The sequence below is a fragment of the Achromobacter sp. DH1f genome, from assembly GCF_000633435.1.
Lineage (GTDB): Bacteria > Pseudomonadota > Gammaproteobacteria > Burkholderiales > Burkholderiaceae_B > Achromobacter > Achromobacter deleyi.
In genome coordinates, this window is record NZ_AYMF01000006.1 from 443,289 (window position 1) to 469,154 (window position 25,866).

At 67.7% G+C, this 25,866-nt stretch carries 26 protein-coding genes; 11 read left to right on the forward strand and 15 right to left on the reverse strand.

The annotated features are described in order from the left end of the window. Position 1: 1 nt before the first annotated feature. Positions 2-772: a MipA/OmpV family protein gene (locus tag U858_RS0104815; protein WP_025136055.1), complete on the reverse strand. Its 771-nt coding sequence runs from the start codon at positions 770-772 to the stop codon at positions 2-4. A gap of 141 nt (positions 773-913) precedes the next feature. Between U858_RS0104815 and U858_RS0104820 the strand changes: the two genes are divergently transcribed. Beyond that, entirely contained in the window at positions 914-1,582 is a 669-nt protein-coding gene (locus U858_RS0104820) for a response regulator transcription factor (RefSeq protein WP_025136056.1), read from the forward strand. After that, positions 1,579-2,952 (forward strand): ATP-binding protein, encoded by a 1,374-nt coding sequence (locus U858_RS0104825; protein ID WP_025136057.1) that lies wholly within the window; start codon positions 1,579-1,581, stop codon positions 2,950-2,952. The genes U858_RS0104820 and U858_RS0104825 overlap by 4 nt, the downstream gene beginning before the upstream one ends. A gap of 122 nt (positions 2,953-3,074) precedes the next feature. On the opposite strand, the gene U858_RS0104830 is transcribed toward U858_RS0104825, so the two are convergent. Both U858_RS0104830 and U858_RS0104835 read right to left on the reverse strand, forming a co-directional pair. Then, a complete protein-coding gene (locus tag U858_RS0104830) occupies positions 3,075-4,061 on the reverse strand; it encodes a tripartite tricarboxylate transporter substrate binding protein (protein ID WP_025136058.1) in 987 nt (328 codons plus the stop codon). Positions 4,062-4,080: 19 nt separating this feature from the next. After that, the gene (locus U858_RS0104835; protein WP_025136059.1) at positions 4,081-5,034 is read right to left on the reverse strand and encodes an alpha/beta fold hydrolase; all 954 of its coding nucleotides are present in this window, start codon (positions 5,032-5,034) and stop codon (positions 4,081-4,083) included. Between the two features lie 116 nt (positions 5,035-5,150). Between U858_RS0104835 and U858_RS0104840 the strand changes: the two genes are divergently transcribed. Beyond that, positions 5,151-6,068, forward strand: coding sequence for a LysR family transcriptional regulator (locus tag U858_RS0104840; RefSeq protein WP_025136060.1), 918 nt, complete (start codon positions 5,151-5,153; stop codon positions 6,066-6,068). A gap of 148 nt (positions 6,069-6,216) precedes the next feature. After that, a complete protein-coding gene (locus tag U858_RS0104845) occupies positions 6,217-7,689 on the forward strand; it encodes a M20 family metallopeptidase (protein ID WP_025136061.1) in 1,473 nt (490 codons plus the stop codon). Between the two features lie 84 nt (positions 7,690-7,773). Here U858_RS0104845 and U858_RS0104850 read toward each other — a convergent pair whose 3' ends face one another. Continuing rightward, on the reverse strand, positions 7,774-8,136 hold the full coding sequence (locus U858_RS0104850; RefSeq protein WP_025136062.1) for a hypothetical protein: 363 nt from the start codon (positions 8,134-8,136) through the stop codon (positions 7,774-7,776). 96 nt (positions 8,137-8,232) lie between these two features. Here U858_RS0104850 and U858_RS0104855 point away from each other — a divergent pair, with 96 nt between their 5' ends. From U858_RS0104855 to U858_RS0104865, 3 genes are all read left to right on the forward strand, one after another. Next, entirely contained in the window at positions 8,233-8,790 is a 558-nt protein-coding gene (locus tag U858_RS0104855; protein ID WP_025136063.1) for a DUF1415 domain-containing protein, read from the forward strand. Positions 8,791-8,966: 176 nt separating this feature from the next. Next, positions 8,967-9,953 (forward strand): tripartite tricarboxylate transporter substrate binding protein, encoded by a 987-nt coding sequence (locus U858_RS0104860; RefSeq protein WP_025136064.1) that lies wholly within the window; start codon positions 8,967-8,969, stop codon positions 9,951-9,953. A 9-nt stretch (positions 9,954-9,962) separates the two neighbouring features. Then, the gene (locus U858_RS0104865) at positions 9,963-11,273 is read left to right on the forward strand and encodes an alpha/beta fold hydrolase (protein ID WP_025136065.1); all 1,311 of its coding nucleotides are present in this window, start codon (positions 9,963-9,965) and stop codon (positions 11,271-11,273) included. Positions 11,274-11,319: 46 nt separating this feature from the next. Here U858_RS0104865 and U858_RS0104870 read toward each other — a convergent pair whose 3' ends face one another. Continuing rightward, on the reverse strand, positions 11,320-12,216 hold the full coding sequence (locus tag U858_RS0104870; RefSeq protein WP_025136066.1) for a LysR family transcriptional regulator: 897 nt from the start codon (positions 12,214-12,216) through the stop codon (positions 11,320-11,322). A gap of 110 nt (positions 12,217-12,326) precedes the next feature. On the opposite strand from U858_RS0104870, the gene U858_RS0104875 reads away from it, so the two are divergent. Beyond that, positions 12,327-13,898: an MFS transporter gene (locus U858_RS0104875; protein ID WP_025136067.1), complete on the forward strand. Its 1,572-nt coding sequence runs from the start codon at positions 12,327-12,329 to the stop codon at positions 13,896-13,898. On the opposite strand, the gene U858_RS0104880 is transcribed toward U858_RS0104875, so the two are convergent. Beyond that, positions 13,844-14,512, reverse strand: coding sequence for an O-methyltransferase (locus U858_RS0104880; RefSeq protein ID WP_025136068.1), 669 nt, complete (start codon positions 14,510-14,512; stop codon positions 13,844-13,846). The genes U858_RS0104875 and U858_RS0104880 overlap by 55 nt on opposite strands. A gap of 137 nt (positions 14,513-14,649) precedes the next feature. On the opposite strand from U858_RS0104880, the gene U858_RS0104885 reads away from it, so the two are divergent. From U858_RS0104885 to U858_RS0104895, 3 genes are read left to right on the forward strand one after another with little or no spacing between them, the layout of a single operon-like run. Further along, entirely contained in the window at positions 14,650-15,291 is a 642-nt protein-coding gene (locus U858_RS0104885) for a TetR family transcriptional regulator (protein ID WP_025136069.1), read from the forward strand. A 36-nt stretch (positions 15,292-15,327) separates the two neighbouring features. Beyond that, a complete protein-coding gene (locus U858_RS0104890; protein ID WP_025136070.1) occupies positions 15,328-16,167 on the forward strand; it encodes an alpha/beta fold hydrolase in 840 nt (279 codons plus the stop codon). 9 nt (positions 16,168-16,176) lie between these two features. After that, positions 16,177-16,920 carry an SDR family NAD(P)-dependent oxidoreductase gene (locus U858_RS0104895; protein WP_025136071.1) on the forward strand — a complete coding sequence of 248 codons (744 nt, stop codon included), beginning with the start codon at positions 16,177-16,179 and terminating at the stop codon, positions 16,918-16,920. Positions 16,921-16,925: 5 nt separating this feature from the next. Here U858_RS0104895 and U858_RS0104900 read toward each other — a convergent pair whose 3' ends face one another. The 9 genes from U858_RS0104900 to U858_RS0104940 all read right to left on the reverse strand — a co-directional run bounded on the left by U858_RS0104900 (position 16,926) and on the right by U858_RS0104940 (position 25,840). After that, entirely contained in the window at positions 16,926-17,960 is a 1,035-nt protein-coding gene (locus U858_RS0104900) for a DUF4105 domain-containing protein (protein WP_025136072.1), read from the reverse strand. Next, positions 17,957-19,336, reverse strand: a complete 1,380-nt coding sequence (locus U858_RS0104905; RefSeq protein ID WP_025136073.1) for an HdeD family acid-resistance protein — start codon at positions 19,334-19,336, stop codon at positions 17,957-17,959. The genes U858_RS0104900 and U858_RS0104905 overlap by 4 nt, the downstream gene beginning before the upstream one ends. Before the next feature lie 188 nt (positions 19,337-19,524). Next, positions 19,525-20,346 (reverse strand): alpha/beta fold hydrolase, encoded by an 822-nt coding sequence (locus U858_RS0104910; RefSeq protein WP_025136074.1) that lies wholly within the window; start codon positions 20,344-20,346, stop codon positions 19,525-19,527. A gap of 93 nt (positions 20,347-20,439) precedes the next feature. Next, positions 20,440-21,726, reverse strand: coding sequence for a UDP-N-acetylglucosamine 1-carboxyvinyltransferase (locus tag U858_RS0104915; protein ID WP_029953538.1), 1,287 nt, complete (start codon positions 21,724-21,726; stop codon positions 20,440-20,442). Between the two features lie 150 nt (positions 21,727-21,876). Further along, positions 21,877-23,055, reverse strand: coding sequence for an SGNH/GDSL hydrolase family protein (locus tag U858_RS0104920; protein WP_029953539.1), 1,179 nt, complete (start codon positions 23,053-23,055; stop codon positions 21,877-21,879). Then, positions 23,052-23,537 carry a hypothetical protein gene (locus U858_RS0104925; protein ID WP_029953540.1) on the reverse strand — a complete coding sequence of 162 codons (486 nt, stop codon included), beginning with the start codon at positions 23,535-23,537 and terminating at the stop codon, positions 23,052-23,054. The genes U858_RS0104920 and U858_RS0104925 overlap by 4 nt, the downstream gene beginning before the upstream one ends. A 40-nt stretch (positions 23,538-23,577) precedes the next feature. Next, a complete protein-coding gene (locus tag U858_RS0104930; RefSeq protein ID WP_025136076.1) occupies positions 23,578-24,264 on the reverse strand; it encodes a hypothetical protein in 687 nt (228 codons plus the stop codon). A 175-nt stretch (positions 24,265-24,439) separates the two neighbouring features. Beyond that, positions 24,440-25,087 (reverse strand): hypothetical protein, encoded by a 648-nt coding sequence (locus U858_RS35320; protein ID WP_232786491.1) that lies wholly within the window; start codon positions 25,085-25,087, stop codon positions 24,440-24,442. Between the two features lie 267 nt (positions 25,088-25,354). Continuing rightward, entirely contained in the window at positions 25,355-25,840 is a 486-nt protein-coding gene (locus U858_RS0104940; RefSeq protein ID WP_025136078.1) for an EF-hand domain-containing protein, read from the reverse strand. Between the last annotated feature and the right edge of the window lie 26 nt (positions 25,841-25,866).

Below are 25,866 nucleotides of genomic sequence, written 5' to 3' on the forward strand. Positions count from 1 at the left end.
TTCAGAAGGCGTAGACCACGCCGACGCTGCCGAACATGTTGGTGCGGCGTTCGGTCAGCGGGCTGTCGCGCGCGTCGCCCAGCAGCGTGGTCACACCCACCGTGGTGAGGGTGCTCCAGCTGGGATTGATCCGGTAAGCCCAGGTGACGTACAGATCGGTGGACTTGAAGCCGGACGAAGGCGAATAGGTCGACAGCCCTTCGCGGCTGCGGGCGGCCTGGCTGGCGGTGACGCCGTACCAGGTCTGCATGGCGTCGCCGTTGGCCCATTGGGTGCTGGCGCCCAGGTTGACGCGGTGGCTGCCGCTCTGCCAGGCGGCATAGGTGGCGCGCAATTCCAGCGTGCCGCCGTAGCCGCTGTGGGCGGCCTGGCGATAGGCGGCGGCCAGCGACCAGCGGCTGGGCGTCCATTCGACGAAAGCCCCGTAGGCGCCGTGGAAATCGATGTCGTCCAGGCCCTTGGTGCGGTCGGCGTCGTTGGAATCGCGGCCCAGCGACATGCCGACGAAGACGCCGGCTTTCCAGTCCGGCGCCAGGTGGGTCTGCAGGCCCATGGCGGGCAGGCCCGCGCGAGGCGTGATGAAGAAGCTGCCGGAACGGTAGTTGATCAGCGGGACGGGCAGACTGCGGTATTCACTGGATCCTTCGTAAACGGGGACGTAACCGACTCCCAGGCCGATAAAGTTGGTCCGCGGTTGATCGGCGTGCGCCGGGGCTGCGGCGCAGACCAAAGCGACGGCGGCGGCGCCTCTTGCTAACATGATCAGCTTCATTGCGGGGAATCTTCCTTTCTGGTGGGCTTGCACGCGGCATCGGCCATCGCGCGGTAAGACGCGCATTGTCGAAGCACGTTTTTAAAAATTCTTTAAAGCCGGGGCGGCACAATGCCGTCCATGGATAGTCAGGGAGCGTTCGTGCAAGTCTTGCTGGTGGAAGACGACGCCATGCTGGGAGATGCCTTGCGCACCAGCCTGGCGGCGTCGGGCATGCAGGTCGATTGGGTCCGCGATGTGCCGGCGGCGCGCCTGGCGCTGGTCGAACACGCCTACGGCGCGGTGCTGCTGGACCTGGGGCTGCCCGGCGGCAGCGGCCTGGCGGTGTTGAAACACCTGCGTTCGCGCTACGACGCCACGCCGGTCCTGATCATCACCGCCCGTGACCGCCTGACCGAACGGGTGCAGGGGCTGGATGCCGGCGCCGACGACTACATCGTCAAGCCATTCCAGCTGGACGAACTGCAGGCGCGGTTGCGCGCCGTGGTCCGGCGCAGCCGCAATTCGGTGGTGTCGGCCTTGCGGTGCCGCGACGTGCTGCTGGACCCCGCCAGGCGCGTGGTCACCAAGGCGGGCGTCGAAGTCGTGCTGAGCGCCAGTGAATACCGCACCTTGCTGGCGCTGATGGAGCGCGCCGGCCAGACCGTCAGCCGCGACCAGCTCGAAGCCGACGTGTACGGCGGCAGCGGCGCCATTGAAAGCAATACCGTCGCGGTCTATATCCATCAACTGCGGCGCAAGCTGGGCGATGACCTGGTGGTGACGGTGCACGGCCTGGGCTATCGCATCGCGGCGGAAGACGGGCGATGACCACGCTGCGCCGGCGCCTGACGGTCATGTTGCTGCTGCCGCTGCTCTTTACCTGGGCCGCGTCGTTCGTGTTCCAGTACCTTGTCATTACCGAGGCACGCACGGGCATCCGCGACCAGTCGCTGGTGGACGCCGCCAACCAGGCCATCCTGTCGCTGCGGAGCAATTTGCTGGCCGGCGAGTCGGACGAACGCTTCGAATTGCCGCCCTCCAGCCAGTATCGCGGCGACCGCAGTGTCATCCAGATCTGGTCATTGAACGATCGCCGCCTGGTGCTGTGGTCGCCGGAGGCGCCACTACAGCCGCTGAACCCGACTTTCAATGATGGCTTCAGCGACGTGGATGTCGGTGGCGAGGTTTTTCGTGTGTATACGATCAGCGACGCCTTCGGCCAGGTGCAGGTGCAACTGGCCCGTGACGATAGTGAACTGCGCTACGAGGCGGTGGCCGGTTTCAAGCGTGGCCTGGTGATTGTGTCTACGCTGTTCCTGGCGTTGGCCGCGGTGGTCTGGATCGTGTTGCGCCAGGCATTCCGGCCGTTGAACCTGGCCGGCGATTCCATTCAGCGCCGCGCGCCGTTCGATCTGGCGCCCTTGCCGCTGGACGGGCTGCCTGGTGAATTGCACCCCTACGTGCAGTCCATCAACGCGCTGCTGCTGCGACTGCAGGCCGCCATGGACCACGAGCGGCGCTTTTTGGCGGATGCCGCCCACGAACTGCGCACGCCGCTGGCGGCCTTGAGCGCCCAGACCGAGCTGCTGCTGCAAGGGATCGCCGGCACGCCGGCCGCCGAGGCGGGCGCCAAGCTGCGCGCCGTGGCGCAGCGCACCGCTCGGCTGGCCGAACAACTGCTGGACCAGGCGCGCATGGACGCGGTCAGCGAAAAGGACTCCGACCTGGAAACCGTGGCGCTGGATCAGTTGGTGGTGCTGCTGGTGCGTGACAGCGAAGCGGCGGCCACGCGCAAGCGCCAGCGCATCCAGCTGGACGTGCAGGCCTGTGAAGTGCGCGGGCGCATGGATACCCTGGGCATGCTGGTGCGCAATCTGGTGGATAACGCCTTGCGCTATACGCCCGAAGACGGGCAGATCGCGGTGGCTTGCGGTCCCGCGGAGGGAGGGGGCGCCTGGCTACGGGTCGCCGACGACGGCCCCGGCATCGCGCCGCAGGAGCAGGCGCGGGTATTCGACCGCTTCTATCGCGGCCCGGGCGTGGGCGCCGGGGACGGCGGCAGCGGCATCGGCTTGTCGTTGGTGGCGCAGATCGCGGCGCGCCATGGCGCCACCGTGACGTTTGCGCCGGGCCTGAATGGCCGCGGCGTGGCGCTGGTGGTGACCTTTCCCGGCGACGCGGCGCCAGCCGGTACATGAAAACACCCCAAGGGGGGACCGGCGTGTCCCACCCTTGAGGTGCGTTCATCGCAGGGCGTCCGCCTGACGACCCGCCGCGCGATCAGGCGCCGCCTCGGGTCCAGTCCAAGGGCGCCACAGGATTACTGATCCAGCTGGATCTTGGCGTCGGCCGCCACGTTCTTCCACTTCTTCACGTCGCTGGCGATCACATTCTTGAACGCGTCCGACGTGCCGGCCACCACCGTGCCGCCCAGGCTGGCCATCTTGGCCTTCACCTCGGGGTTGTTCAGCGCCTTGACCGAGGCGTCGTGCAGCTTCTGCGTCACGTCGGCAGGCAGGCCCTTGGGGGCCAGCAGGCCGTTCCAGGCATTGGCTTCATAGCGCGGCAGGCCGGCTTCCTTGAAGGTCGGCGTGTCCGGCAGTTCGGGCGAACGCGTGTCGGCCGCAATGGCAATCGGGCGGATCTGGCCGCCCTTGATGTACGGCAGCGAGGCCGGCACGGGTTCCCAGATCATCGACACCTGGCCGCTGATCACGTCGGTGAACGCCGGGCCTGCGCCGCGGTAGGCGATGTGCATGAGCTTGGCACCCGTCATCGACTTCATCAGTTCCATGGCCAGGTTGCCCAGGCCGCCCGCGCCCGACGAGGCGTAGGTGTATTTGTCCGGGTTGGCCTTGGCCGTCGCGATCAGCGCGTTCAGGTCGGCGGCCGGAAAGTCCTTGGTCACGCTCAACACGCCCGGCACGGTGACCAGCTGCGTGATGGCGGTGAAGTCCTCTACCGCGTCGTACGTCAGGTTCTTGTAGACGGCGGGGTTGGTGCCGTGGGTGCTGGACGAGGCCAGCAGCAGGATGTAGCCATCGGGCGCGGCATCGGCCACGAAACGCGTGCCGATCGAGCCGCCTGCGCCGGCCTTGTTCTCGACCACCACGGTGGCGCCCAGTTCGGTGCCCAGCTGCGCGGCGAACACGCGGCCGATGATGTCGGCGGTGCCGCCGGGGGCGAACGGCACGATCAGGCGTACGGGCTTGTTGGGGTAGTCGGCCTGCTGGGCCGAGGCCGCGCCGGACAGCAGCGAGGTGCCGGTCAAGAGCGCCACGGCCAGGGTGGTTTTCGTCAATGTCATGAGTGTCTCCAGGCGAAGGTTAGTCGAGGCCGTTGAGCCAGTCGACGATCAGTTCGGCGATGCGGTCGCTGTTGCGGTCCAGCATGCAGAAATGCGAATTGCCGGCGATGCCGGCGGCGGGCAGGTCCAGCACGTCGGCCCGCTTGCCCGCGAGTTGCACGGCGTGCCAATAGGCGTCTGTCTGGGCGCGGTAGCGCTGCCAGGTGTCGTTGGCGGCGAAGTGGTCGCCCCAGATCAGCAACTGCGGGGGCAGGGGGCCGTCGACCGTGGCGGGCGTGCCGGTGGGTTCCACCGCCACCACCGCGCGGATCGGGCCGGGGCAGTCGCGCGCCAGTTGCGTGGCGTAGCCGCCGCCCTGGCTGTGGCCGATGACGATGCAGGGGCCGGCCAGGTCCAGCAGCAGGCGGTAGGCGTCCAGCGCCATGGCGTCATGGTTCAGCCAGCGCGGCACGAATTGCTTGGCGAAGGTATCGAAGGCGTCTTCGGGAAACTGCTGCCCCGGATAGGCGCGGCGCGCCTGGCCGGCGGGCGCGTAGCCGTCGGCCGGGCCGATGCGGAACAACTGCCAGGCTTCTTCCTTGGAACGGAAGATGGGGGCGGTGTCGTAGACCTGCGGCGACATGGCCCACGATGCGCGGCCGCGTTCGGGCGCATCGGCCACGAACACGTCGTAGCCCGATTGCAGCAGGCGCCAGAGCCAGCCCTGGCGGCCGTCGGGCGTGCTTTCCCATTGGGCGCCGGTCATGCCGCCGCCGTGCCAGAGCAGCACGGGGTAGGGGTGGCGCGGCTGGGCCAGCCGGTATTCCTGCACGTAGAGCTGGCCGGCGCTGTAGTTGCCGTTCATATCGATGGCGCGCGCCGCGCCATTGCCGACCACTTGCTTCTGCAGCACGGGCAAGCCGCTGGCCACGGCATCGCTGCCGCCCAGGAAATGGCTGCGCAGGGATTTCAGCAGAACAGGGGCGTCGGGCATCGGCCTCTCCGGGGTGGGACGCCGTAATACTAATTGTAACTGACGCGAGCCTTGTGCAAAATGCGCAGAGGCTGTGCCGGATCGGCACAGACCCAGAAGAAGAGGCAGGAGACAGGATGGACATCAAGTGGCTGGAAGACTTCGTGGCGCTGTCGAAGTCGCGCAACCTGTACCAGGCGGCCGAAGCCCGCAACATCACGCATCCGGCGTTCGGGCGCCGCATCAAGGCGCTGGAGGACTGGGCCGGCGTGCCGCTGGTGGAACGCGGCCATCAGGTTTCCACCTTGAACGCGGCGGGCCGCAGCATGCTGGCGGCGGCCATCGATGTGCTGGATATCCTGCGCGAAACGCGGCAGGGGCTGCAAAAGCCTGAACTGGAACGCAGCCGCAAGATATCCATCGCGTCGGGCAAGACCCTGGCGCATTCCGTGCTGCCGGGGCTGATGGCCAGCGTGCAGCAGGGCATGCAGCCGTTTCAGCTGAAGGTGATCACCACCACGCTGAACTATGGCGTGGACATGCTGGCCGATGGCGAGGTCGATTTCCTGCTGTGCCATGCGCACGAACCGCTGTACGCCCAGATCGACAACCCCGGCTACCGTTGCCGGCGGGTGGGCGCCGACAAGCTGGTGGCGGTGAGCGCGCCGCTGACGCCCGGCAGCAAGCATCCGCGCCATGCCGTGCCCAAGCTGGCGTCGGACCCGGCCGTGCCGTTCCTGGCCTATGCCGACAGCATGTCGCTGGGCCGCATCCTGCGCGACCGGCTGCGCGGGCTGTGCGTCACGCCGCTATTGCAGACCCAGTATGAATCGGACCTGGCCGATGCCCTGCACGCGATGGCCCGCCAGGGCTTCGGCCTGGCCTGGCTGCCGCACACGCTGGTCGAGGCCGACTTGCGCGCGGGCAGCCTGGTGCGCGCCGACAGCGCGCGCAACGACATCCATATGGAAATCCGGCTGTACCAGTCGGTGGACAACGCCAAGCCGCTGGCGCGGCAGGTCTGGAGCCGCATCGAGGCCTACGCGGCGCGCTAGGGGCGACGGCCCCCGCGCCTGGCGGCACCGTTTTTCAGCCTTGCCGCCAGAAACAGGGACAAAAGATGCCGACCACGGATGCCAGCCGCGCCCGGCAGGCATAAAATGTCGGATTCCCTCCGCCATCCCAACTCCAGGATCCCGCGCCATGAACGCACGCATCCCCGACGACGCTCTTCCTCCTACCCTCGATCCGAAGGCTCTGCAGGCTTTTGTCGACGACAAGTGGGACAACGAAATCATCCCCGCGCTGACCGACTACATCGCCATCCCGGCCAAGAGCCCGGCGTTTGACGCCGACTGGGAAAAGAACGCGTTCATCGAACGCGTGGTGCGCGATGCGGCGCAGTGGGTCGAAGCCCAGAAGGTCTCGGGCCTGAAACTGGAAGTGGTGCGCCTGCCGGGCCGCACGCCCGTCATCTTCTTTGACGCGCCGGCCACCCGCAGCGACAACGGCGACACGGTGCTGCTGTACGGCCACCTGGACAAGCAGCCGGAATTCTCGGGCTGGCGCGCCGGCCTGGGCCCCTGGACCCCCAAATACGAAGACGGCAAGCTGTACGGCCGCGGCGGCGCCGACGACGGCTACGCCGTGTACGCCTCGCTGACCGCCATCATGGCGCTGGACAAGCAGGGCATTCCGCGCCCGCGCTGCGTCGGCATCGTCGAAACCTGTGAAGAATCCGGCAGCTACGACCTGCTGCCCTATGTGGACGCGCTGCGCGACCGCCTGGGCAACGTGGCGCTGGTGGTGTGCCTGGACTCGGGCGCCGGCAACTACGACCAACTGTGGATGACCACGTCGCTGCGCGGCATGGTGTCGGGCACGCTGGAAGTGCAGGTGCTGGACGAAGGCGTGCACTCGGGCGATTCCAGCGGCGTGGTGCCGTCGTCGTTCCGCATCCTGCGCCATCTGCTGGACCGCCTGGAAGACAGCGGCACCGGCCGCCTGCTGCCGCAAAGCCTGCACTGCGAAATCCCGGCCGAACGCATTGAACAGGTGTCCGCCACCGCCCGCATCCTGGGCGACGAAGTGTGGCGCCGTTTCCCCTGGAGCTGCGGCGCCGAAGGCGGTTTCGTGCTGCCGATGACCACCGAACCCGAACAGGCCCTGCTGAACCGCACCTGGCGTCCGACGCTGTCGGTGACCGGCGCCGAAGGCCTGCCGCCGCTGTCCAGCGCCGGCAACGTGCTGCGTCCGCGCACGGCCTTCAAGCTGTCGCTGCGCCTGCCGCCGCTGGTCGATGCCGTGGCCGCCTCGCAGGAAATCAAGGAACTGCTCGAAGCCGACGCGCCCTACAACGCCAAGGTCATCTTCAAGGCCAACGAAGGCGCCGCCACCGGCTGGAACGCGCCCGCATCCGTGCCGTGGCTGACCAGCGCGCTGGACGCCGCCTCGCAGCAGTACTACGGCTCGCCCTGCGGCTACATCGGCCAGGGCGGCACGATTCCGCTGATGAGCATCCTGCAAAAGGGCTTCCCCAAGGCGCAGTTCATGGTCTGCGGCGTGCTGGGACCGAAGTCCAACGCCCACGGTCCGAACGAATTCCTGCACGTGCCCTACGGCAAGAAACTCACCGCCGCGGTCGCCCAGACCATGGCGGCCATGCCGACGGCGTAAAGGGCGGGGCGGTAAACGCAACGCGGACCCGTAAGCGGGTCCGCGTTTTTATTGGTCGCTGCACTGATGGCGCAGCCTGAGGCGTCAAGCCGTTGCCCGCGTGGCCGAGCGAGAAAACGCCACACTGAGCGATGTGTTCGAGGTGGCGCGCAATGTGACATCGCTGCGCGGCCGGGCCAACAGGGCTGAACCCCGTGCCATGACCCAGAGCCAACCGATGACGGGAATCATGGGCAGCAGCGTGTCGGTAAACGAGGCCGGCCCGTTGATCGGGGTGAGTTCGACCGTGCTGGACAGGCCGTCGCGCGCCAGCAAGGACTGGATGCGTTGGGTGGCGTCGTTCAGCGTGTCGATGTTCTCGAGAAAGAAATCCTGGCGCTGGCCCAGCAACGAGACCAGTTCGTCGTCGTGCATGCGGTTCAGGAAATACGTGCGCGCTACAGACATCAAGACCTCCGCGATTGGGGTTCCGTCACTCTACACCAGGCGTATCGGCCCCGCTGACCGGTCGCCTATACTCCCTTTTTTCTAGGACTTATCGTCATGATTTCCACCTCCGACGCCTACGCCAATGTGGTCGCAGAAACCCGCCACTGGCTGACCCAGGCCGTGATCGGCCTGAATCTCTGTCCGTTCGCCAAGGCGGTTCAGGTCAAGGACCAGATCCGCTTTGCCGTCAGCGACGCGACCGACGCCGAAGGCGTGTTGACCGACCTGCAGGACGAACTGGCCCTGTTGGCCGAGACCGATCCGGAAAAGATCGACACGACGCTGCTGATCATTCCCGACGCGCTGGACGACTTCCTGGATTTCAACGACTTCGAAGAATTGTCCGACCGCCTGCTCAAGCGCATGCGCCTGGTGGGTGAATTGCAGGTTGCGACGTTCCATCCGCAGTTCCAGTTTGCCGATACGCAGCCGGACGATATCGAGAACTACACCAACCGTTCGCCGTACCCGATCCTGCACCTGTTGCGCGAAGACAGCATCGACCGCGCGGTGGAATCCTTCCCGGATGCCGCCGAGATCTACGAAAAGAATATCGAGACGATGAACCGCCTGGGTCTTGAAGGCTGGAAGCGCCTGATGACCAAGGCGTGATGCCCACCGGGATATCCCTAGATAGCCCCGGCGCCCTATTGCATACAAGATACCGTCATTGAGACCCCCGCCGTTCGGCGGGCGGCCTGTGCCTCCTTCCCCCCTTGTCGTTGATCGCATGGCTCGCCGCGGCCGGATGCCGTGCGCCTGCCGTGCACGCCTGTCCGGAGAGCCTTATGCCGTTCACCCGCCGCCATGCCCTGGGCGCGCTTGCCGCGCTGCCGTTGATGCCTCGCCCCGCCTGGGCGCAGGCTGACTTTCCTGCCCGCCCCGTGCGGCTGCTGGTCGGCTTTGCGCCGGGCGGCCTGACCGACATTGCCGCGCGCGCGCTGGCCGAGCGCATGGCCAAGATATTGAAGGGCAACGTGGTGGTGGAAAACCGCCCGGGCGGCCAGGCCATCATCGCCACCGTGGCCGTGGCGCGGGCCGAACCCGACGGCTACACGCTGGGGTTTGCCGGCACCAACGGCATGATCCTGAACCCCTTGCTGTACAACAACCTGCCGTACCAGGTGTCGGACTTCAAGCAGTTGGGATCGATGGGCAAGTCGCCCATGCTGCTGATCGTGCACCCGGCGCTGGGCGTGAAGAACGTGCAGGAATTCATCGCGCTGGCCAGGAAAAAGCCGGGCGATCTGACCTGCGCGCACGCCGGGCGTGGCGTCATCAACCATCTGGCGCTGCTGCACTTCCAGTCCAAGACCGGTACGCAGTTCCAGGACGTGCCCTACAAGGGCAGCGGCCCCGCGCTGCTGGACCTGATGGCCGGCACGGTGCAAAGCACGTTTGATTTTCCGACCTCGGCGCTGCCCAACATCCAGTCGGGCAAGTTGCAGGTGCTGGCGGTAACGGCCGACAAGCGGCTGTCCAGCCTGCCCGACGTGCCCACCATGAAAGAGGCGGGCGTCGACGGCATGGAGCTGTACACCCGCATGATGATCTCGGGCCCGGCCGCGATGCCCGGCAGCGTGGTCCGCATCCTGGAAAACGCGGTACGCGAAGGCACGCGCGACCCTGGCCTGGTGCAGCAGTTTGCCGCGCAGGGCGTGACGGTGGAATTCACCTCGTCGGCCGACCTGGACCGCGTCATTGCCGAAGAATCCGCGTTGTGGGCCGGCGTGATCCGCGCCAACAACGTGCCCAAGACCGACCTGAAAGGCTGAGAACCCGCCATGACCGAACAGCCCCGCATCACCGTCAGCCCGGAATTCGCGCTGATCGACGTTGCCCGCGAGATCCGCATCGACGGCTTCGCGCCCTATGCCTTCGTGACCGTCACGGCCCGCATGCGCATGTGCGGCGCGCCATGGCAGTCACAGGCCGTGTTCATGGCCGGCCACGACGGCAGCCTGGACCTGGGGCGCGACTGCCCGGTGTCCGGCAGCTACGCCGAGCCGTCGGCCATGGGCATCGTGTGGTCGATGGTGTGCACCGACATGGAACGGGTGGTGTTTCCGCCCGACCGCACCGAGCCGCTGATCGTCGAGTTGCATGCCACCGACGGCCAGCGCAGCGCCACTGCGCAGCTGGTGCAGGACTTCCTGGCCGATGGCGTGACGCACCGGCCGGTGCGCGAACAGGTCGGCGGCATGATCGTATCGGGCGAACTCTACACGCCCGCTGGCCCCGGCCCGCATCCGCTGGTGATCTACATGAACGGCTCGTCCGGCGGCGTCAATGCGCCGCGCGCCGCGCTGTTCGCCGCCCGCGGCTACCAATGCCTGGCGCTGGGCATATTCAACTACGAGGGCCGGCCCAAGTACCTGAACGACATGCCTTTGGAATACTTCGAGCATGCGCTGCGCTGGGCCCGCGACACGTTGCAGCCACGGGACGGCTTCGTGGCACTGTCGGGCATCAGCCGGGGCGGCGAGACCTCGTTGCTGGTGGCGGCGCATTATCCCGAGCGGGTCAGCGCGGTGGTGGCTTACGTGCCGTCGCCCGTGACGCACGGCGTGGTCAGCGCGGGTGAGCCGGGCACCGGGCGCAATGCGCAGGTCTGGCGCAAGGCCGGCGAGCCGCTGCCGCACCTGTGGCAGGACAACGCCACCGCCGATTGGGACGCGGCCTATGCGTCCGACCCGCCGTATCGGCAGACCCACGCTTTTCTCAGCGCCAGCCGCGACGCCGCGGCGTTCGAACGGGCGCGCATTCCGGTCGAGCGCTATCCGGGGCCGGTCATGCTGGTCAGCGCGTCCGACGACGGCTTCTGGCCCAGCACGGCGTATTCCGAAATCGTGATGCGCCAGCGCCAGGCGCATGGCCTGCCCACGTTCCACCATGTCTGCATGGGGGCGGGGCACCACGTGCACTATCCCTATCTGCCGGCCACGCTGATCAGCAAGCCGCACGCCATGTCCGGCCTGCTGCTGGACGCGGGCGGCACGCCGGCCGCCAATGCGGCGGGCAACGAAGGGTCTTACCTGGCGGTGCTGGATTTCCTGGGGCGTGCGTCGGGGGGCGCCCGTTCGCAGCAGGCCTGAAGGCCGGGCAGTGGCGGGCGCGCGGCCCGTGTGCCCGCGGCAGGCTTCAGTCGCCGTGCTTGAATAGTCGTTCGCTGATGAAATCCACGAACACGCGCACCTTGGGCGACAGGTTGCGGTTGGACGGCCACAGCGCCTGAAAGCGGCCTTCGCCTTGCACATGGTCGGCCAGCACGACCTGCAAGGCCCCGCTCGCCACGGCGTCGTGCACCAAGAAGTCGGGCATGCAGCCGATGCCGAAGCCGCTGACGGTAGCGCCCAGCAGCGCTTCCATGTTGTTGCAGGTGAATGCCGTGGCCAGGCGCGGCGGCGCGTCGCCCGCGGGCAAGATCAGCGGCCATTCCTGCAGCGTGCCCGCGTTGGGATAGCGAAAGCGCACGGCGCGGTGCCGTTCCAGGTCGCGTGGCCGCGCAGGCACGCCATGCTGCGCCAGGTAGGCCGGCGCCGCGCATAGCTGCAACCGGTATTTGCCCAACGTGCGGGCCGCCAGGCGCGAGTCGGGCAGGTCGCCGCTGCGGATGGCCACGTCGACCCGTTCGCCGATCAGGTCGACGATACGGTCGTTGAAATCCATGTCCAGTTCGATGCCCGGATAGTGCGCCGCGAAGGCCGGCAGCACGGGCAACAGGAAGTGGTAGCTGACCAGCGGCGCGCTGACGTGCAGCCGCCCGCGCGGCACTTCCAGCGTCTGCGACAGCATGGCGTGGGCATCGTCCAGGTCTTCCAGAATGCGTTTGCAGCGCTCGTAGAACAGCTGGCCTTCTTCGGTGAGCTGCATGCGGCGCGTGCTGCGCTGGAACAGGCGCACGTGCAGGTCTTTTTCGAGCTTGGCCACGGCCTTGCCGACGGCGGACGGCGATAGGTCCAGGTCGCGGGCGGCGGCGGCGAAACCGCCGAGTTCGGCGCTGCGGACAAACGGCATCAAGCCGCTCAAGCGGTCCATGGAGGCTCCATTGCGGAAATTAATTCTCTTGTGTGTGGATTTTTACCCTATTTATCTCGAAGTCGTGCGCAAGTATCTTCAATGCCGTCGCGTCCACTTCTGGTTTCCTCATGTCCTCATCCGCTGTTGCCCCGCTTGCCGCGGCCCGCAAGACCCTGATCCTGATCGCCGTGTGCCTGGCTTGCGCGGCCATGCCGCTCAGCTTTACCGGCCCGGCCGTCGCGCTGCCGTCGATCGCCCGCGCGCTGGGCGGCGAACCGGTGGCGCTGAACTGGGTCACCAATGCCTTCATGCTGGCGTTCGGCAGCGCGCTGCTGGTGGCCGGCGCCCTGGCCGACCGCTATGGCCGCCGCCGGGTGTTCCTGGCCGGCACGGCCTTGTTCATCGCGGCCTCGATCGGCCTGGTCTACGCGCCCGGCATCGTCAGCTTCGATTGGCTACGGGCCGCGCAAGGCCTGGGCGGCGCGGCGATCTTCTCGGGCGGGGCCGCTGCCCTGGCGCAGGAATTCGATGGCCTGCCGCGCATGCGGGCGTTCAGCCTGCTGGGGGCGAGCTTCGGCGCGGGCCTGTCGTTCGGGCCGATTTCGTCGGCCTGGCTGATCGAACACTACGGCTGGCGCAGCATTTTCTTGCTGGTGATCGGCCTGGCGGTGGTGGCGTTCGTGTTGGGTGCGCGCAGCCTGCGCGAATCGCGCGACCCTGACGCGGGCCGGCTGGACTGGCCCGGCGCAGCCGCCTTCACCGCGGCCCTGGCGCTGCTGACGTGGGGCATCATGCGGGTGCCCCAAGAAGGGTGGGGCGATCCGCTGACGCTTTCGATGCTGGCGGGCGCGCTGCTGCTGTTCGTGGCGTTCACGCGGATCGAGCTGCGCACGGCGCGGCCGATGCTGGACCTGACGCTGTTTCGCTACCCGCGCTTTGTCGGCGTGCAGTGGCTGGCGGCCGCGCCGGCCTATGCCTTCGTCGTGCTGCTGATCCTGCTGCCGGTGCGTTTCATTGCCGTGGACGGCCTGAGCGAAGTCGCCGCGGGCCGACTGATGATCGCGCTGTCGGCGCCGTTGCTGCTGCTGCCCGTGGCGGCCGGCTTGATGACGCGCTGGCTGGCGCCCGCCGTCATCTGCGGCGCCGGCCTGCTGGTGTCTGCGGGCGGCCTGGCGTGGCTGGCCGTGGCGATGGCGGCCGGTGAACCCCAGGCCTTCATCGGCCCGATGCTGATGATCGGCGTGGGCATCAGCCTGCCGTGGGGGCTGATGGACGGCCTGGCGGTCAGTGTCGTGCCCAAGGAACGCGCGGGCATGGCGACGGGCATTTTCAGCACCACGCGGGTGGCGGGCGAGGGCGTGGCTCTCGCCATCGTCAGCGGCGTGCTGGCCGGGCTGACGGCGCGGCACATCGGCGCGGCGGTTCCGGGCGGCGCGGCGCACGCCGCCGAGGCCGCCCAGCGGCTGGTGGCGGGCGATTTCGCCGCCGCCGCGCAGTGGCTGCCTGCGGCCGGACGCGCGGCATTGGTGCAAGCCTCGGGGCAGGCATTCGCCAGCCTGCTGTGGGGGCTGGCGGCCGTGACCGTGCTGACCGCGCTGATCGTGTTCCTGTGCCTGGGGCGAACGGAACCGAAGCGCGCGGCGCATCAGCCCAGCCGCATCGACACTTCCACGTCGCCGCTGAACGGCGTCGATAGATAACCCGATGCCGGCGACCGCACGCGGGCCAGGTATTCGGGGCAGTAGTCGGCGTTGTCGGCCACGATCATCGCACCCGGGCGCAGGCGGCTTTCCAGCAGCGCCAGGATGTCGGAATACAAGGCCTTGGCGCCATCGAGCAGCACCAGGTCGATCGACGCCGGCAGGTCGGCGGCCAACGTTTGCAGCGCGTCGCCCTGGCGGAATTCCACCAGGTCGGCCAGGCCGCCCGCCGTCAGGTTCTCGCGGGCGCGCACCACCTTGGACGGCTCGAACTCGCTGGTGATCAGGCGGCCGCCGCCGTTGTCGCGCAGCGCGGCCGCCAGGTGCAGCGTCGAGATGCCGAACGAGGTGCCGAATTCCACGATGTAGCGTGCGTTGCCGCTGCGCGCCAGCATGTAGAGCAGCGTGCCGGTTTCGGGCGAGACGGCCAGCGGCAGGTCTTTCATGCGGCCGTAGAAATCGAGGTAGTCAGTCTTGCTGCGCATCAGCCGGGTCTGTTCGGCATCCGACATCGTGGCCAGGGCCGGGTCGGCGGCGGACCACGACGCGTCGGCCTGCGTGAACAGCAGGTCCAGGAGCGGGGCGACGGGGGAGGAAGTCAGGGTGTTGGTCATGCGAAGGTTCCGATATCAAGTGAGCGGTTGCGGCAGCATCAAAGGGCCTGTCGGATCGGTCCGTTGAAGCGCTGCCAGTGCCGGTTTAGAATACGACGAATTCATCGCATTTCTCTATTCGCATTTCCGGATACCCCATGCCCACCCGCCGCAACGCCCGGCTTTCCGAGCGAAAACAGCCCCAACAGGCCCGTTCGACGGAACTGGTCGCCGCCATTCTGCAAGCCGGGGTTCAGGTTTTGGCCCAGGAAGGGGCGCAGCGCTTCACCACGGCGCGCGTCGCGGAGAAGGCGGGCGTCAGCATCGGGTCGCTCTACCAGTACTTTCCCAACAAGGCGGCCATTTTGTACCGCCTGCAGATGGAGGAATGGGCGCAGACGTCCGGCCTGCTGCGCGGCATTCTGGAAGACGCCAGCCAGCCGCCGCCCGAGCGCCTGCGCACGGTGGTGCGCACGTTCCTGCATTCCGAATGCGAAGAAGCGGTGATGCGCGTGGCGCTCAACGACGCGGCGCCGCTGTACCGCGATGCGCCCGAAGCCAAGGCCACCAAGGAAGAGGGCGCCCGCATCGTCCAGGCCTTTCTGCGCGAAGCGCTGCCGCAGGCTTCCGAGGCCACCCGCGCGCTGGCCGGCGACCTGATCACCACCACCTTCAGCTCGGTCGGCAAGCAATTCTCGGAAAGCCCGCGCACTGCCCAGGAAATCGACGCCTATGCCGATGCGCTGGGCAACATGCTCTGTGCCTACCTGGACAGCCTGGCGTCATCCGCCCGGGGGTAAGATTGCCGCTCATTCCGGCGCCTGCGAGGTTAGGCCATGCATTCTCGTTTTGACGTCGCCAACGGCCATGCCGTGCTGGCTGGCGAAACCGTTGGTCGTGGTGATCCCGTCGTGTTTCTGCATGCGTCCATCTGCGATCGCCGAATGTGGCGGCCCCAGATGGCAGGCATCGCCGCAAGCTGCCAGGCCATCGCCTACGATCGTCGCGGCTTCGGCGACACACGCGGACAGGCCGAGGAACATTCGGCCGTGGCTGACCTGATGGCCGTCATCGAGGCAGCCGCCGGGGGCAAGCCGGTGATCCTGGTGGGGTGCTCGCAGGGCGCACGCATCGCCCTGGACGCGGCGCTGCTGCATTCGGCCTCGGTGCGCGGCCTGGTGCTGATATCGCCGACCGTGGCCGGCGCGCCCGAAGCGGCGCTGCCGCCCGCGCTGCAAGCGCTGATGGCGCCGTTGAAGGCGGCCGAGGCCGCGCGCGATATCGATCAGGTCAACCGCCTGAAAGCGCGCTTGTTCCTGGATGGCCCCCTGGCCGCCGAAGGCCGTGTCGCCGGATCGGTGCGCGAGCAATTCCTGGACATGCATGGGCGGGCGCTGCGCGCAGCGCCCGCGGGTGCCAGCCAGGACAACGTGGCGGCGTACTCGCGCCTGCCGGAATTCACGGCGCCCGCGCTGGTGATGTGGGGCAATCTGGATTTTCCCCACATCCAGGAACGCGCGCGCCGCGTGGCGCAGATGCTGCCCCAGGGCGAGGCGTACGAATCGGTCGACGCCGCGCATCTGCCCAGCCTGGATCATCCGGCGGCCGTCACGGAACGCCTTCTGGCCTTCATTCGCCGCTGTCCGCCAGGCGGCGCCAGCCACGCTTTTTCATAACGGACGCTCATGCCGCATTCCGCTCCCGTCGCGCTGGTCACCGGATCCACGTCCGGCATCGGCGCCGCCATCGCCCGGCGCCTGTCGCGTGACGGCTATTCCCTTGTGTTGCATTCGCGCCGTTCGGCCGATGCCGGCCGCGCGCTGGCCGCCGAACTCGGTTCGGCCGTCTACGTGCAGGCCGACCTGGCCGTCGACGCCGACCGGGTCCGGCTGGTGCGCGAGGCCGTGGCCGCCTGGGGCCGGCTGGACGTGCTGGTCAACAACGCCGGCATCAGCCGCGTCATCCCGCATGGCGACCTGGCCGCCGCGACACCGGAAATCTGGCACGAGATGCACGAAGTGAACGTGGTGGCGCCGTTTCGCCTGGTGGCCGAAGCGCAGCCCGCGCTGCTGGCAGCGGCCGCGGGCGGCAAGCCGGCGTGCGTCGTCAATGTCAGTTCGCATGCCGGGGTGCGGCCCAAGGGCGCGTCCATTCCCTACGCGGCGGCCAAGGCTGCGCTGAACCACGTGACCCGGCTGCTGGCCGTGTCGCTGGCCCCGAACATCCGCGTCAACGCGGTGGCGCCGGGCCTGGTGGATACGCCGCTGACGCAGGACTGGACCGCGGCGCAGCAGCTCTGGAAAGAACGCGCGCCGATGCGCCGCGCGGCCAGCCCGGACGACATCGCGCAGGCGGTGGCGCTGTTGGTGCAGTCCGATTATCTGACCGGGGAAATCCTGCTGTCGGATGGGGGCTTGAACCTGACCTGACGGGTCTAGGTTGCGGCGCCTGGCGCGCGTGGGCCAGCGGCGTCGACGTCATTGGCAGGCGGTACGCCGGGCACGCCACGGCGGATGTTGTGGGAATACTGCGCCGGGTCCGTGGTGGCCCGCGCCCGCTCGGTATAGCGCCCGGCGCGCCGATAGGCCGCCGCGCTGTCCGCGCCTTCCAGCGTGCCCAGCCGGTACAGGTATTCGGGCAGGTAGCCCGACAGCAGCAGCCGGTAGTTCAGCGGCAGGCCGGGCACGATCTTGTCGGCCAGCTGGTAGATGATGGTGATGCAGTTGGCGGTCAGCGTGTTGTAGAAGCGCGGGTGGCGCGCCAGCTGGCTGGCCGTGTCCACATACGACAGCAGCAGTTTGCGCGCCGCGCCGTCGGGCATGTGCACGCGGTACAGGTAGCCGTCTTCTCCGCGGATATTGGTGCGCACGCGCAGGCTGTCTTCTTCAGCCGAGGCCAGTACCGACAGTTCATACTGGCGAAAGAACCCGCCGATTTCCGAAAACTTGTCGTGCCGCTTGCGGCGGATTTCCACCGAAAACACCACCTGCTGACCATCGGTAAAGCCGAACGACACCAGCGCATGCGCGATGGCCGGGCGGCCCCAGTACGACAGCGCCAGATCCACCGAGGCCAGGCGCGACAGGTCATAGGTGCGCGTTTCCCAGCGCACGTCGTAGTCGGTGGCGCTGCGCCAGTTGAAGTTGCGCACGTTGCGCAGCGTCAGCGTGTCGCCCTGCACCGAGCCTTGCGTGATGCGGGCGACTTCCGGAATCCAGTCGCGGTCGTTGGACGGGCGCACGCCCCAGCGCCACCAGGCCAGCAGCGCCACGAGCAGCGCGCCGAACACCCAGGCCGGCCAGGCGTGGCCGGTGGCCAGCCCGACCAGTGCGGCGGCCGCCAGCGTCAGCCAGGCTGCGGGCAGCAAGGGCTGCCGGCGCGTACCCATCAAGGGCTGGAACCACAGCGCCAGCGCGCCCCAGGCCGCGCCCGCCGCAATGGCCAGGCCCGCGACAATGGCCCAGATCATGGCTGGGCCTGCGCGCTGCGGGCGCCTGCCTCGCGGTCCTGGCGGCGCCAGCCGGCGCGCAATGTCGCGATCTGCCGAAGGGCGGCCTGCGACATCTTCCACCAGCCGAACGGCCGCGGGTCGGCCAGCATGCTCAGCGCCCGGGCATAGTCCAGCGTCAGCCCCGGGGTCCAGGCCATGGTCAGGGCGCGCTTGCGGATCTGCGCGGCCACCCAGAGTTCGGGCGTCAAGAGCAGGCGCAGCAGCACGCCCCAGCCGGCGCGCGGGCCGTGCAGGCGGCCCACCACGCCGTCCAGCGCGGCTTCCAGCGCCGCCGACACCGAACTGGAGCAATTGCGGTGCGTCAGGTTGTAGATCTCGGTCTGGCGGTAGACGTCCCAGAACGCCTGCAGCTTGGCCGCGTCGTAGTTGCGGATGCGCACCTGCATGGTGGACGGGCACCAGGCGCGGGATTCGGTGGCGTAATCGGGCTGGTACACGCCGGGCACGTTGTTGTCGGCGGTGGCGCGCAGCAGCGTGCCGAACTGCTCGGGCGAATGGTCGATTTCCTGCGCGGGGTACAGGCTGATGTACACGCCTTCGGGCGATTCCAGCGCGGCGTGGCCGGTGGATACCACGCCGTTGATGTCGACGGCGGCGATGTAGCGGTCCAGCACCGGGTAGTTGCGCGTGGCCGTCTTGGCGGAACCGGACGGTGTCCACACGTGCACCGTCAAGGCGCGTTCGCTGGCCAGCGGCGGGCCGTCGAACACGGTCTGGGCCGGGCCATCGACACGGGTCGGCATGAATTCGGGATGCGGGTTGTCGGCCAGTGCCGGGTTGGAATCCAGGCTGCGCACCCGGCGCGCCAGCCACACCAGCTTCATGCCCGAAAACGCCAGGAACAGGCCCAGGCAGTACGGCACCGTGCCCACGTAATGCGTGGGGTAGGGCTGGAAGAAGAAGATCGCCAGCAAGATCTCGACCACGCCGGCTGCAAACACGTAGCGCCAGCGCGGATAGCGCACCACATAGGCGGCAATGCACTGCAGCAACCCGTCCGCCAGGAACAGCAGGCCGAAGATCATCGACAGCAGGAAATGGCCGTGATGGTGCCCGGCCAGGATCAGGACGCCGGCGGCCAGCACGAACAGGCCCTTGGCGTAGCGCAGCACCCGTTGGCCGCCGACGCCGGACGTGGCGATGGCCAGCGTGGCCAGCCCTTCGATGACGAACAGCGTGGCAAACAGGTACAGCGGAAAATACAGCGCCCCGTCCAGCGCGTCGATGAAGATCGTGATGCCGGCGGCCAGCACCAGCCAGCCGATGATGGCGAGCGTGCGCGCGCGCTTGTGCAGGTAATCAACGCCGAGCAGCAGCAAGACCAGGTGGCTCATGTTCCTAGCGCTCCGTGAGTAGGGGCAGGCATTGCGGTTCGGGCTTGGCGGGCGGCGCTGGGCGGAATAGGTCGCGGCGCGGCTGCCAGGGCGGTACTAAAGTATCACGACGGGTATCCCGGGTATCACGGGCGCCACGCCGTACGGGCGGCGGGCCGACGTCGCCAGGACGCCGGCGTCAGGTCAGCCTAGCGAGGGGTCACGGCCTGCAGCCAGTGGCTGGCCAGGTCGAGCACGATGCGTTCCTGTTCGCGGTGCGGTACGTGGCCGCAGTTTTCCAGCAACGCCTGCTTGCCGCCGGTCAGGCCCGCGATGCGTTCGGGATGGGCTGCCGAGCCGTACTCGTCCAGTTCGCCATGCAGCGCCAGCACGGGGCTGCGCACCTGCCGCAGCGTGTCGTTCAAATTCCAGTCGGCAAAGGCCGGCGACAGCCAGGTGTCGACCCAGGCGGCCAGCACCCAGGAGGCCTTGTCGCCGTGGTATTTCTTCAGCCGGTCCAGTTGGCCGGGTTCGGCGAAATTGCGCTGGGCGGCGCGAATGCCGTCCAGCGTACGGTCTTCGGCGAAAGCCTGGGCCGACTCGGTGATGAGCGCCACACAGTCGTCGGGGTAGGCAGCCGCCGCGCAGATCGCCATGCCGCCCCCCACGCTGTGGCCCAGGCCGATGTAGCGGCCGATGGCCAGCGCCTGGCGCAGGTCATGAAAGCCCTCGTGGGCCTCGGCTTCGACGAAACCGGTGGCAAGCGTGGCGGGGTTGGGGTCCGACTGGCCGAAGCCCAGCCGGTCATAGGCGATGACGCTGCGGCCGGTGGCCGCGGCCAGGTGCTCGGGAAAATCGCGCCACAGGTCGACGCAGCCCAGCGAGTCGTGGAACAGCACGATGGGGGCCAGGTTTGCCGCCCCGGGATTCCCAACCCCTTCGGCGCCCTGGCCCGCGGGGTCCCAGCGGCGCGCGAAAAGGCGGCCTTGCCGGGTGGGCACGTGGATATCCTGGCGGGCAATCGGAAGCATGTAGGGGGTCCTGGGGGCTAGGGCGCACCGTGGCGCCGTCCGTGGGTAGCCCCCGATTATAGGAAACCCGTGCCCCGTTTATTCCTCGCTGGCCTATTCGACCTGCACGCCCAGGCTGCGCAGGTTTTCGACAAAGCGCGGGTGGGCGCGGCGGATGGGCGTGGCGTTGCGGATTTCCGAGCGGCCGTCGATGCTGCTGGCGATCATGAACAGCGCGATCGCGACCCGGATGATGTAGGGGCTTTCGACCACCGCCGGCGTCAGCGGATTGCCGCCAAAGGTGATGACCCGGTGCGGGTCCGACGAAAACACGTGGGCGCCGAACTTGGACAGCTCGCCCGTCCAGCCCAGCGCACCGTCGTAGACCTTGTTCCAGAACATTGCGTTGCCTTCGGCGCACACGCCCAGCGCGATGAAGATCGGCAGCAGGTCCACCGGAAAATACGGCCACGGCGCAGCTTCGACCTTGGTCAGCACATTGCTGGTGAAGGGCGTCTGCACCTTCAGCGGGCCGTTGCGCAGCGCGCGCGACCAGCCGTTCTCGTGCACGATCTGCACGCCGAACTTGGCGAAGGTGCGGTCGATCAGCGGGAAATTGCTGGGCGTGCTGTTGCGCACCACCACGTCGCCGCCGGTGATGGCGCCCAGCGCCAGGAAGGTGGTGATCTCGTGGAAATCTTCTTCGAAGGTGAATTCGCCGCCCCGCAAGGTGGCGCCGCCGCGCACCGTCAGGCGCGAGGTGCCGATGCCGTCGATGTCGGCGCCCATCATGGCCATGAAGCGGCAGAATTCCTGCACGTGCGGTTCGGACGCCGCGTTGGTCAGGGTCGATTCGCCCGCGGCGGCCGCCGCGCACAGCACGAAGTTCTCGGTGGTGGTGACCGACGCGTAGTCCAGCCAGTGGTGCGTGGGCTTGAGCGGGCCGGCGCTGCGCACCAGCAGCGAACCGCTGGCGCGTTCGACTTCGCCGCCGAACGAACGGAAGATGTCCACGTGCGGGTCGATCTCGCGCACGCCCAGCGTGCAGCCCTTGACGTTGTCTTCCAGCCGCGCCACGCCAAAGCGCGCCAGCAGCGGAGGCACCAGCATGATGGACGAGCGCATTTCCTCGGGCAGCCGGTGCTGCGCCGCGTCGAACGCGGTGTCGCGGTGGTGCAGGTCCAGCGTGCGGGTGCTTTCGTCCAGCCGCACCTCGCTTCCCAGCGTGCGGAAGATGTCCAGGATCTTGCGCACGTCGGTGATGTCGGGCACGCCATGCAGCCGCAGCGGCTGGTCGGTCAGCAGCGTGGCGCACAGCACGGGCAGCACGGCGTTCTTGTTGGCTGACGGAATGACGCGGCCGCGCAGGGGCGTGCCGCCGTGGACGATGAGATTGGACATGGGCGAGGAGCTTGGACGACAGGAACAGCGGTTTGGGGGAAGGGCGCGGGAAATTGTACCGGGCGGGCCTGGCGGGCGCTGAGCAGCCCTGGGGAAAATGGTGTCAGACTGCAAACCGTGTTGCCTGGCTTTGCGGGGGCGCGCGCCGCGCTAACCTTTCGCGCCCGAGGCGGTCGGCAGCAGCAGCCCGTCGGCGCCGAACGCCCGCTGCGCGAAACGTTCGCCCATGCGGCGGTGCGACGCGCCGTCCGGATGCAAACGGTCGGGCAGGGGCAGTTCGGCAAAGTCCGCCGGGCCATACAGCGTCATGCCGTCCAGATAGCGCAGCTGCGGGTCGGTGGCGGCGCGCTGCGCGACGATGCGGCGCAGTTCGTCGCGAATCACCGTCAACGTCAGTTTGCCGGCCTGCCGCTCGGTCGGGTTACCAGTGGCGCGAAAGGCCAGCTTGCCGACGGCCAGGGCGTCGGTATCGAAGGCCCCGGGGCCCGGCGTGTCTTCATGGATCGGGCAATGGATCGGCGACACCACCAGCAGCGGCGTATCGGGATGGCCGTCGCGGATCGTGTCCAGAAAGCCATGCACTGCCGGGCCGAAGGCGCGCAGCCGCATCAGGTCTGCGTTGACCAGGTTGATGCCCAGCTTCAGGCTGATCACATCGGCCGGCGTGTCGCGGATGACGCGCGCCATGAAGGGGTCCAGCAAGGCGCTGCCGCTGAAACCCAGGTTCAAGAGTTCCATCCCGCCCAGGCGGGCGGCCAGCGCCGGCCAGATGGCGGTGGGACTGTCGCCGTTGGACCCGTGGCTGATCGAACTGCCGTGGTGCAGCCACACGGGCCGGCCATCGCTCTGCACCGATTCAAGCGGCGCGTCGCTGCGCAAGCCGGCCAGTTCAGTGGTTTCGTTATGGGGCAGCCAGATCTCGACCCGCTTGGCGTGGCCGGGCAAGTCGGCAAAGCGCAGCGTGGCGAGTGCCCCCGTGTGCCGCGAGACTGCGCCCGTAGCCATGTTGATCGTGATCACATCGCCGCCATCCGCGCTGGCCTGCGCGGCCAGTCGGCCGTCGATCCGCAGGTCGTAGATGCCCACAGGCCGCGGCGGTACACCGGCATAGACGTAGCGCGTGGGGGCAACATCCAGTTCAATCCGCGTGGCGGTGGTCTGGAACACCAGGCGCACACCCGACGGCTGCGATTCGGCCATGGCCAGTTGCGGGTCCGGGCACTGCTGACGCGCCCACGCAGGCAGGCGATGCGGCAGCAGGCCGCGCGCGGTCGTTTCCAGTTCCAGGGCCCCGCGCACCAGCGCCGGGGCGATCGAGGTGGCGTTCAAGGCAGGGCGCGGCGCTTGCGGATCAGCACCGTACCGCCGATGGTCAGGAGCAACCCGCCGCCCAGGTAGGGCAGCCCGAAGATCAGCACCCAGAAGAAGAGCGCGGTCTTGGTGTCGTTGGCGGCCTGCGCACCGGCCGTGGCGGCGTCTTGCAGGCTGGGGTTCATGGTCAGCACGCTGGCCGCCAGCGTCAGCAGCAGCGTCACGCCGAGCAGCACGCAGCCCCAGCCGGCCCGGCCGCGGTTGTCGGCAATGCGGAGCAACGCCGCCGCCACCCCAATCGTGATCAACGCGCTGATGATCGTGCCGGTGATCAGCATGCGGTCCAGCACGTCAGGGGCATCGGCCACATAGGGCTGCCCTGCCGGATGGTTCAAGCCGAACAGCACGATCAGGATGGGATTGACGACGCCAAATGCCGCCCGGCCGACCAGCAGGCCGAACACAACGCTGGTCATCCATTTGATCAGGGTGGGGTTCATTCAGGGGTCCCGTGTATGCCGAGGTGGCAACAGGATACCGCTAATCGGCGCATCCCTTGGCGCCGGCGGTGGCGCGGGCCAGCGCCGCATTCGCCTCCCAGTAACGCGACAGGGCTGCTACGGCCGTCTCGGGCGCCGTGTCCCGGGAGGGGTATGGCAAGACGTATTCCCTGGACGTCGCCGCATAGCGGGTGCGCGAGCCCTTGCGGGCGTCCCTGGGCGGCTGATAGCCCGCGGCCATGGTCAGTACGATCCGCTTGCTGACGAGGGCGCTGGTGCCCGCCGACAGGTTCAGTTGTTCTTCCGTGCTGACGCCGGTGATCTGGTCCCAGGAGACCAAGGTGTTCAGGTCCGGCAGCCAGACGCCCTTGTGCGACAGCACGGCATAGGGCTGGCGCTGCAGCCAGAACGCCCGCAGGGCTGCCTTGGTCAGGTGCAAGCCGCTGATGACGCCAATGGCGCCCATGAGCCACCGCTTCAATTCCAGGCCCGCCAGCAGGCCGGCAACCAGCAGCAATCCCCCTGCCAGGCCGCAGAGCAGGGCGGCGCCCCAGCCGTGTTCGTAGAGTTTGACCGGCGCGGCGCCTGTCAGGGACTGACGCCGCAGCGAAGCGATGTCTTGCGCAAGCGCTTGCCTGGCCAGGGCGCGGTAGTCGAATTCGGGGAGGGTATCGAAGGACGAAGCATTCTGGGCGCCGGCGGCGCCCAGGGGTACAGGGGATTTCATGAGAAGAATCGAGGATTGCGGAGAGCAACTGCAGGTGGGCCAAGGCCTTGCAGATTACGCAGTGCAATCCCCCGCGAACATTGGAATGTTCTGATTTTTGCCGTGCCACGGCAGGGCGCCGCTAGGCTCGTTCTTCGACGTCAACGGCGCGGCAGGCCGCCGCGCCGCAGGCACTTCAATAGTAGATATCGACGTAGTCGGTCAGGCCGCCGCACGCTTCCATCTGCTGCAGGCGCCAGTATTTGCGCTTGCCGGTGGCGCGGAATTCATAGTCGCCCGTGCGTTCGCAGCGACGGCCCGGGTCGGGCGCGTTCAGGATCAGGATGGTGCCGCGGAAAGTGAAGCGGTCGGCCGAGATCGAGACCACTTCACCGCGCAGTTCCACGGAGCGGTCGCCGTTGACCTGGCCGCCTTCCAGGCTCACCACGTCGCGGTCGTCACGGGCCGTCAGGTGGCCACGATTGTCGCTCCAGAGCCACTGCAAGGTGACGCCGCTGTTGTTGAGCAGGCGCTCGTAGGCGGCCTGGTTCAGGATTTCGGTCTTCTGCACCCGTTGCAAAGACTGGCCCGGGGCTGCGGCCTGGCCGGATTGCGGCTGCGCCTGTTGCGGCTGGGCCTGGGGCTGGGTCTGCGGCTGCCGGGGAGGCAACGTCGGCGATTGGGACTGCGGCTGCGTTTGTGGCTGCGTTTGCGGCTGAACCTGGGACTGGGGGCGGGGCGGAAGCTGGCCCGGCGCCAATGCCGGCGCATCCCCCGGCGCCGCCATGACCGGCGCTGCCGCCACAAAAGCCAGGCCCAGGGCAACAGCGTAAATGCCGGACATCAACCGCTTCTTGGCGGGCGTGAAAGCCGGGGCGCGATCGGGGATCATGTGCATAGGGGGAGTCTTGTAGGAAGTGGGAAATGCGTTGTCGGTATGGCGACGCACGTTTTACTGGGTAGGTATTACCGGGTACCTATTACCAGGCACGTACTGCCGGGCCGTAAATTAGCACGCGTCATGGCGTGCGCGAATTGCCGATTTTCTGTCTTATGTATCTATTCGTTAACAGGAAAATGACGGCCCCACGCTCGCCTGAACGCCAGGGTTTCAAGGCTTGGGCTTGCGATTCATTTCGTATTTAGGCCGGCTGCGAAAATTCTTCATCGCATAGTCCAGAAACTCGGCCTTGCTGATACGTCCGTCGCCGTCGGTGTCCATCGCGGCCACCTGTTCCGAGGTCGCTTCATTCAAGAGCGGACCGCGCGTGAGATAACCGTCGCCGTTGATGTCCTGCTTGTCGAACGCCGCTTCCATGCGGGCGTAGTATTCCTGCTCGGTCATGGGGCGGTTGACGGCGTCGGGGGCCGGATTGGTGCCGGCTTTGCCCGCGCCCGTTTGGCTTTTGTCGGTTTTACCGGCGTCAGTCTGGTTTTCGCCCGCCTTGGCTGGCTCGGCGGTTTTGGCGTCCGACTTGCCAGGTTGCGCAGCAGCCGGGGCAGGGGCCGCGGGCGCCGATTGCGCCATCGCGCCGCCCGTCAGCAAGGCAAGCAGCAATGCTGCGGTCAGGCTGCCGGTCCGGGTGACATTTTTCATGGTTATCCTTTTAGGCATTCAAGCGG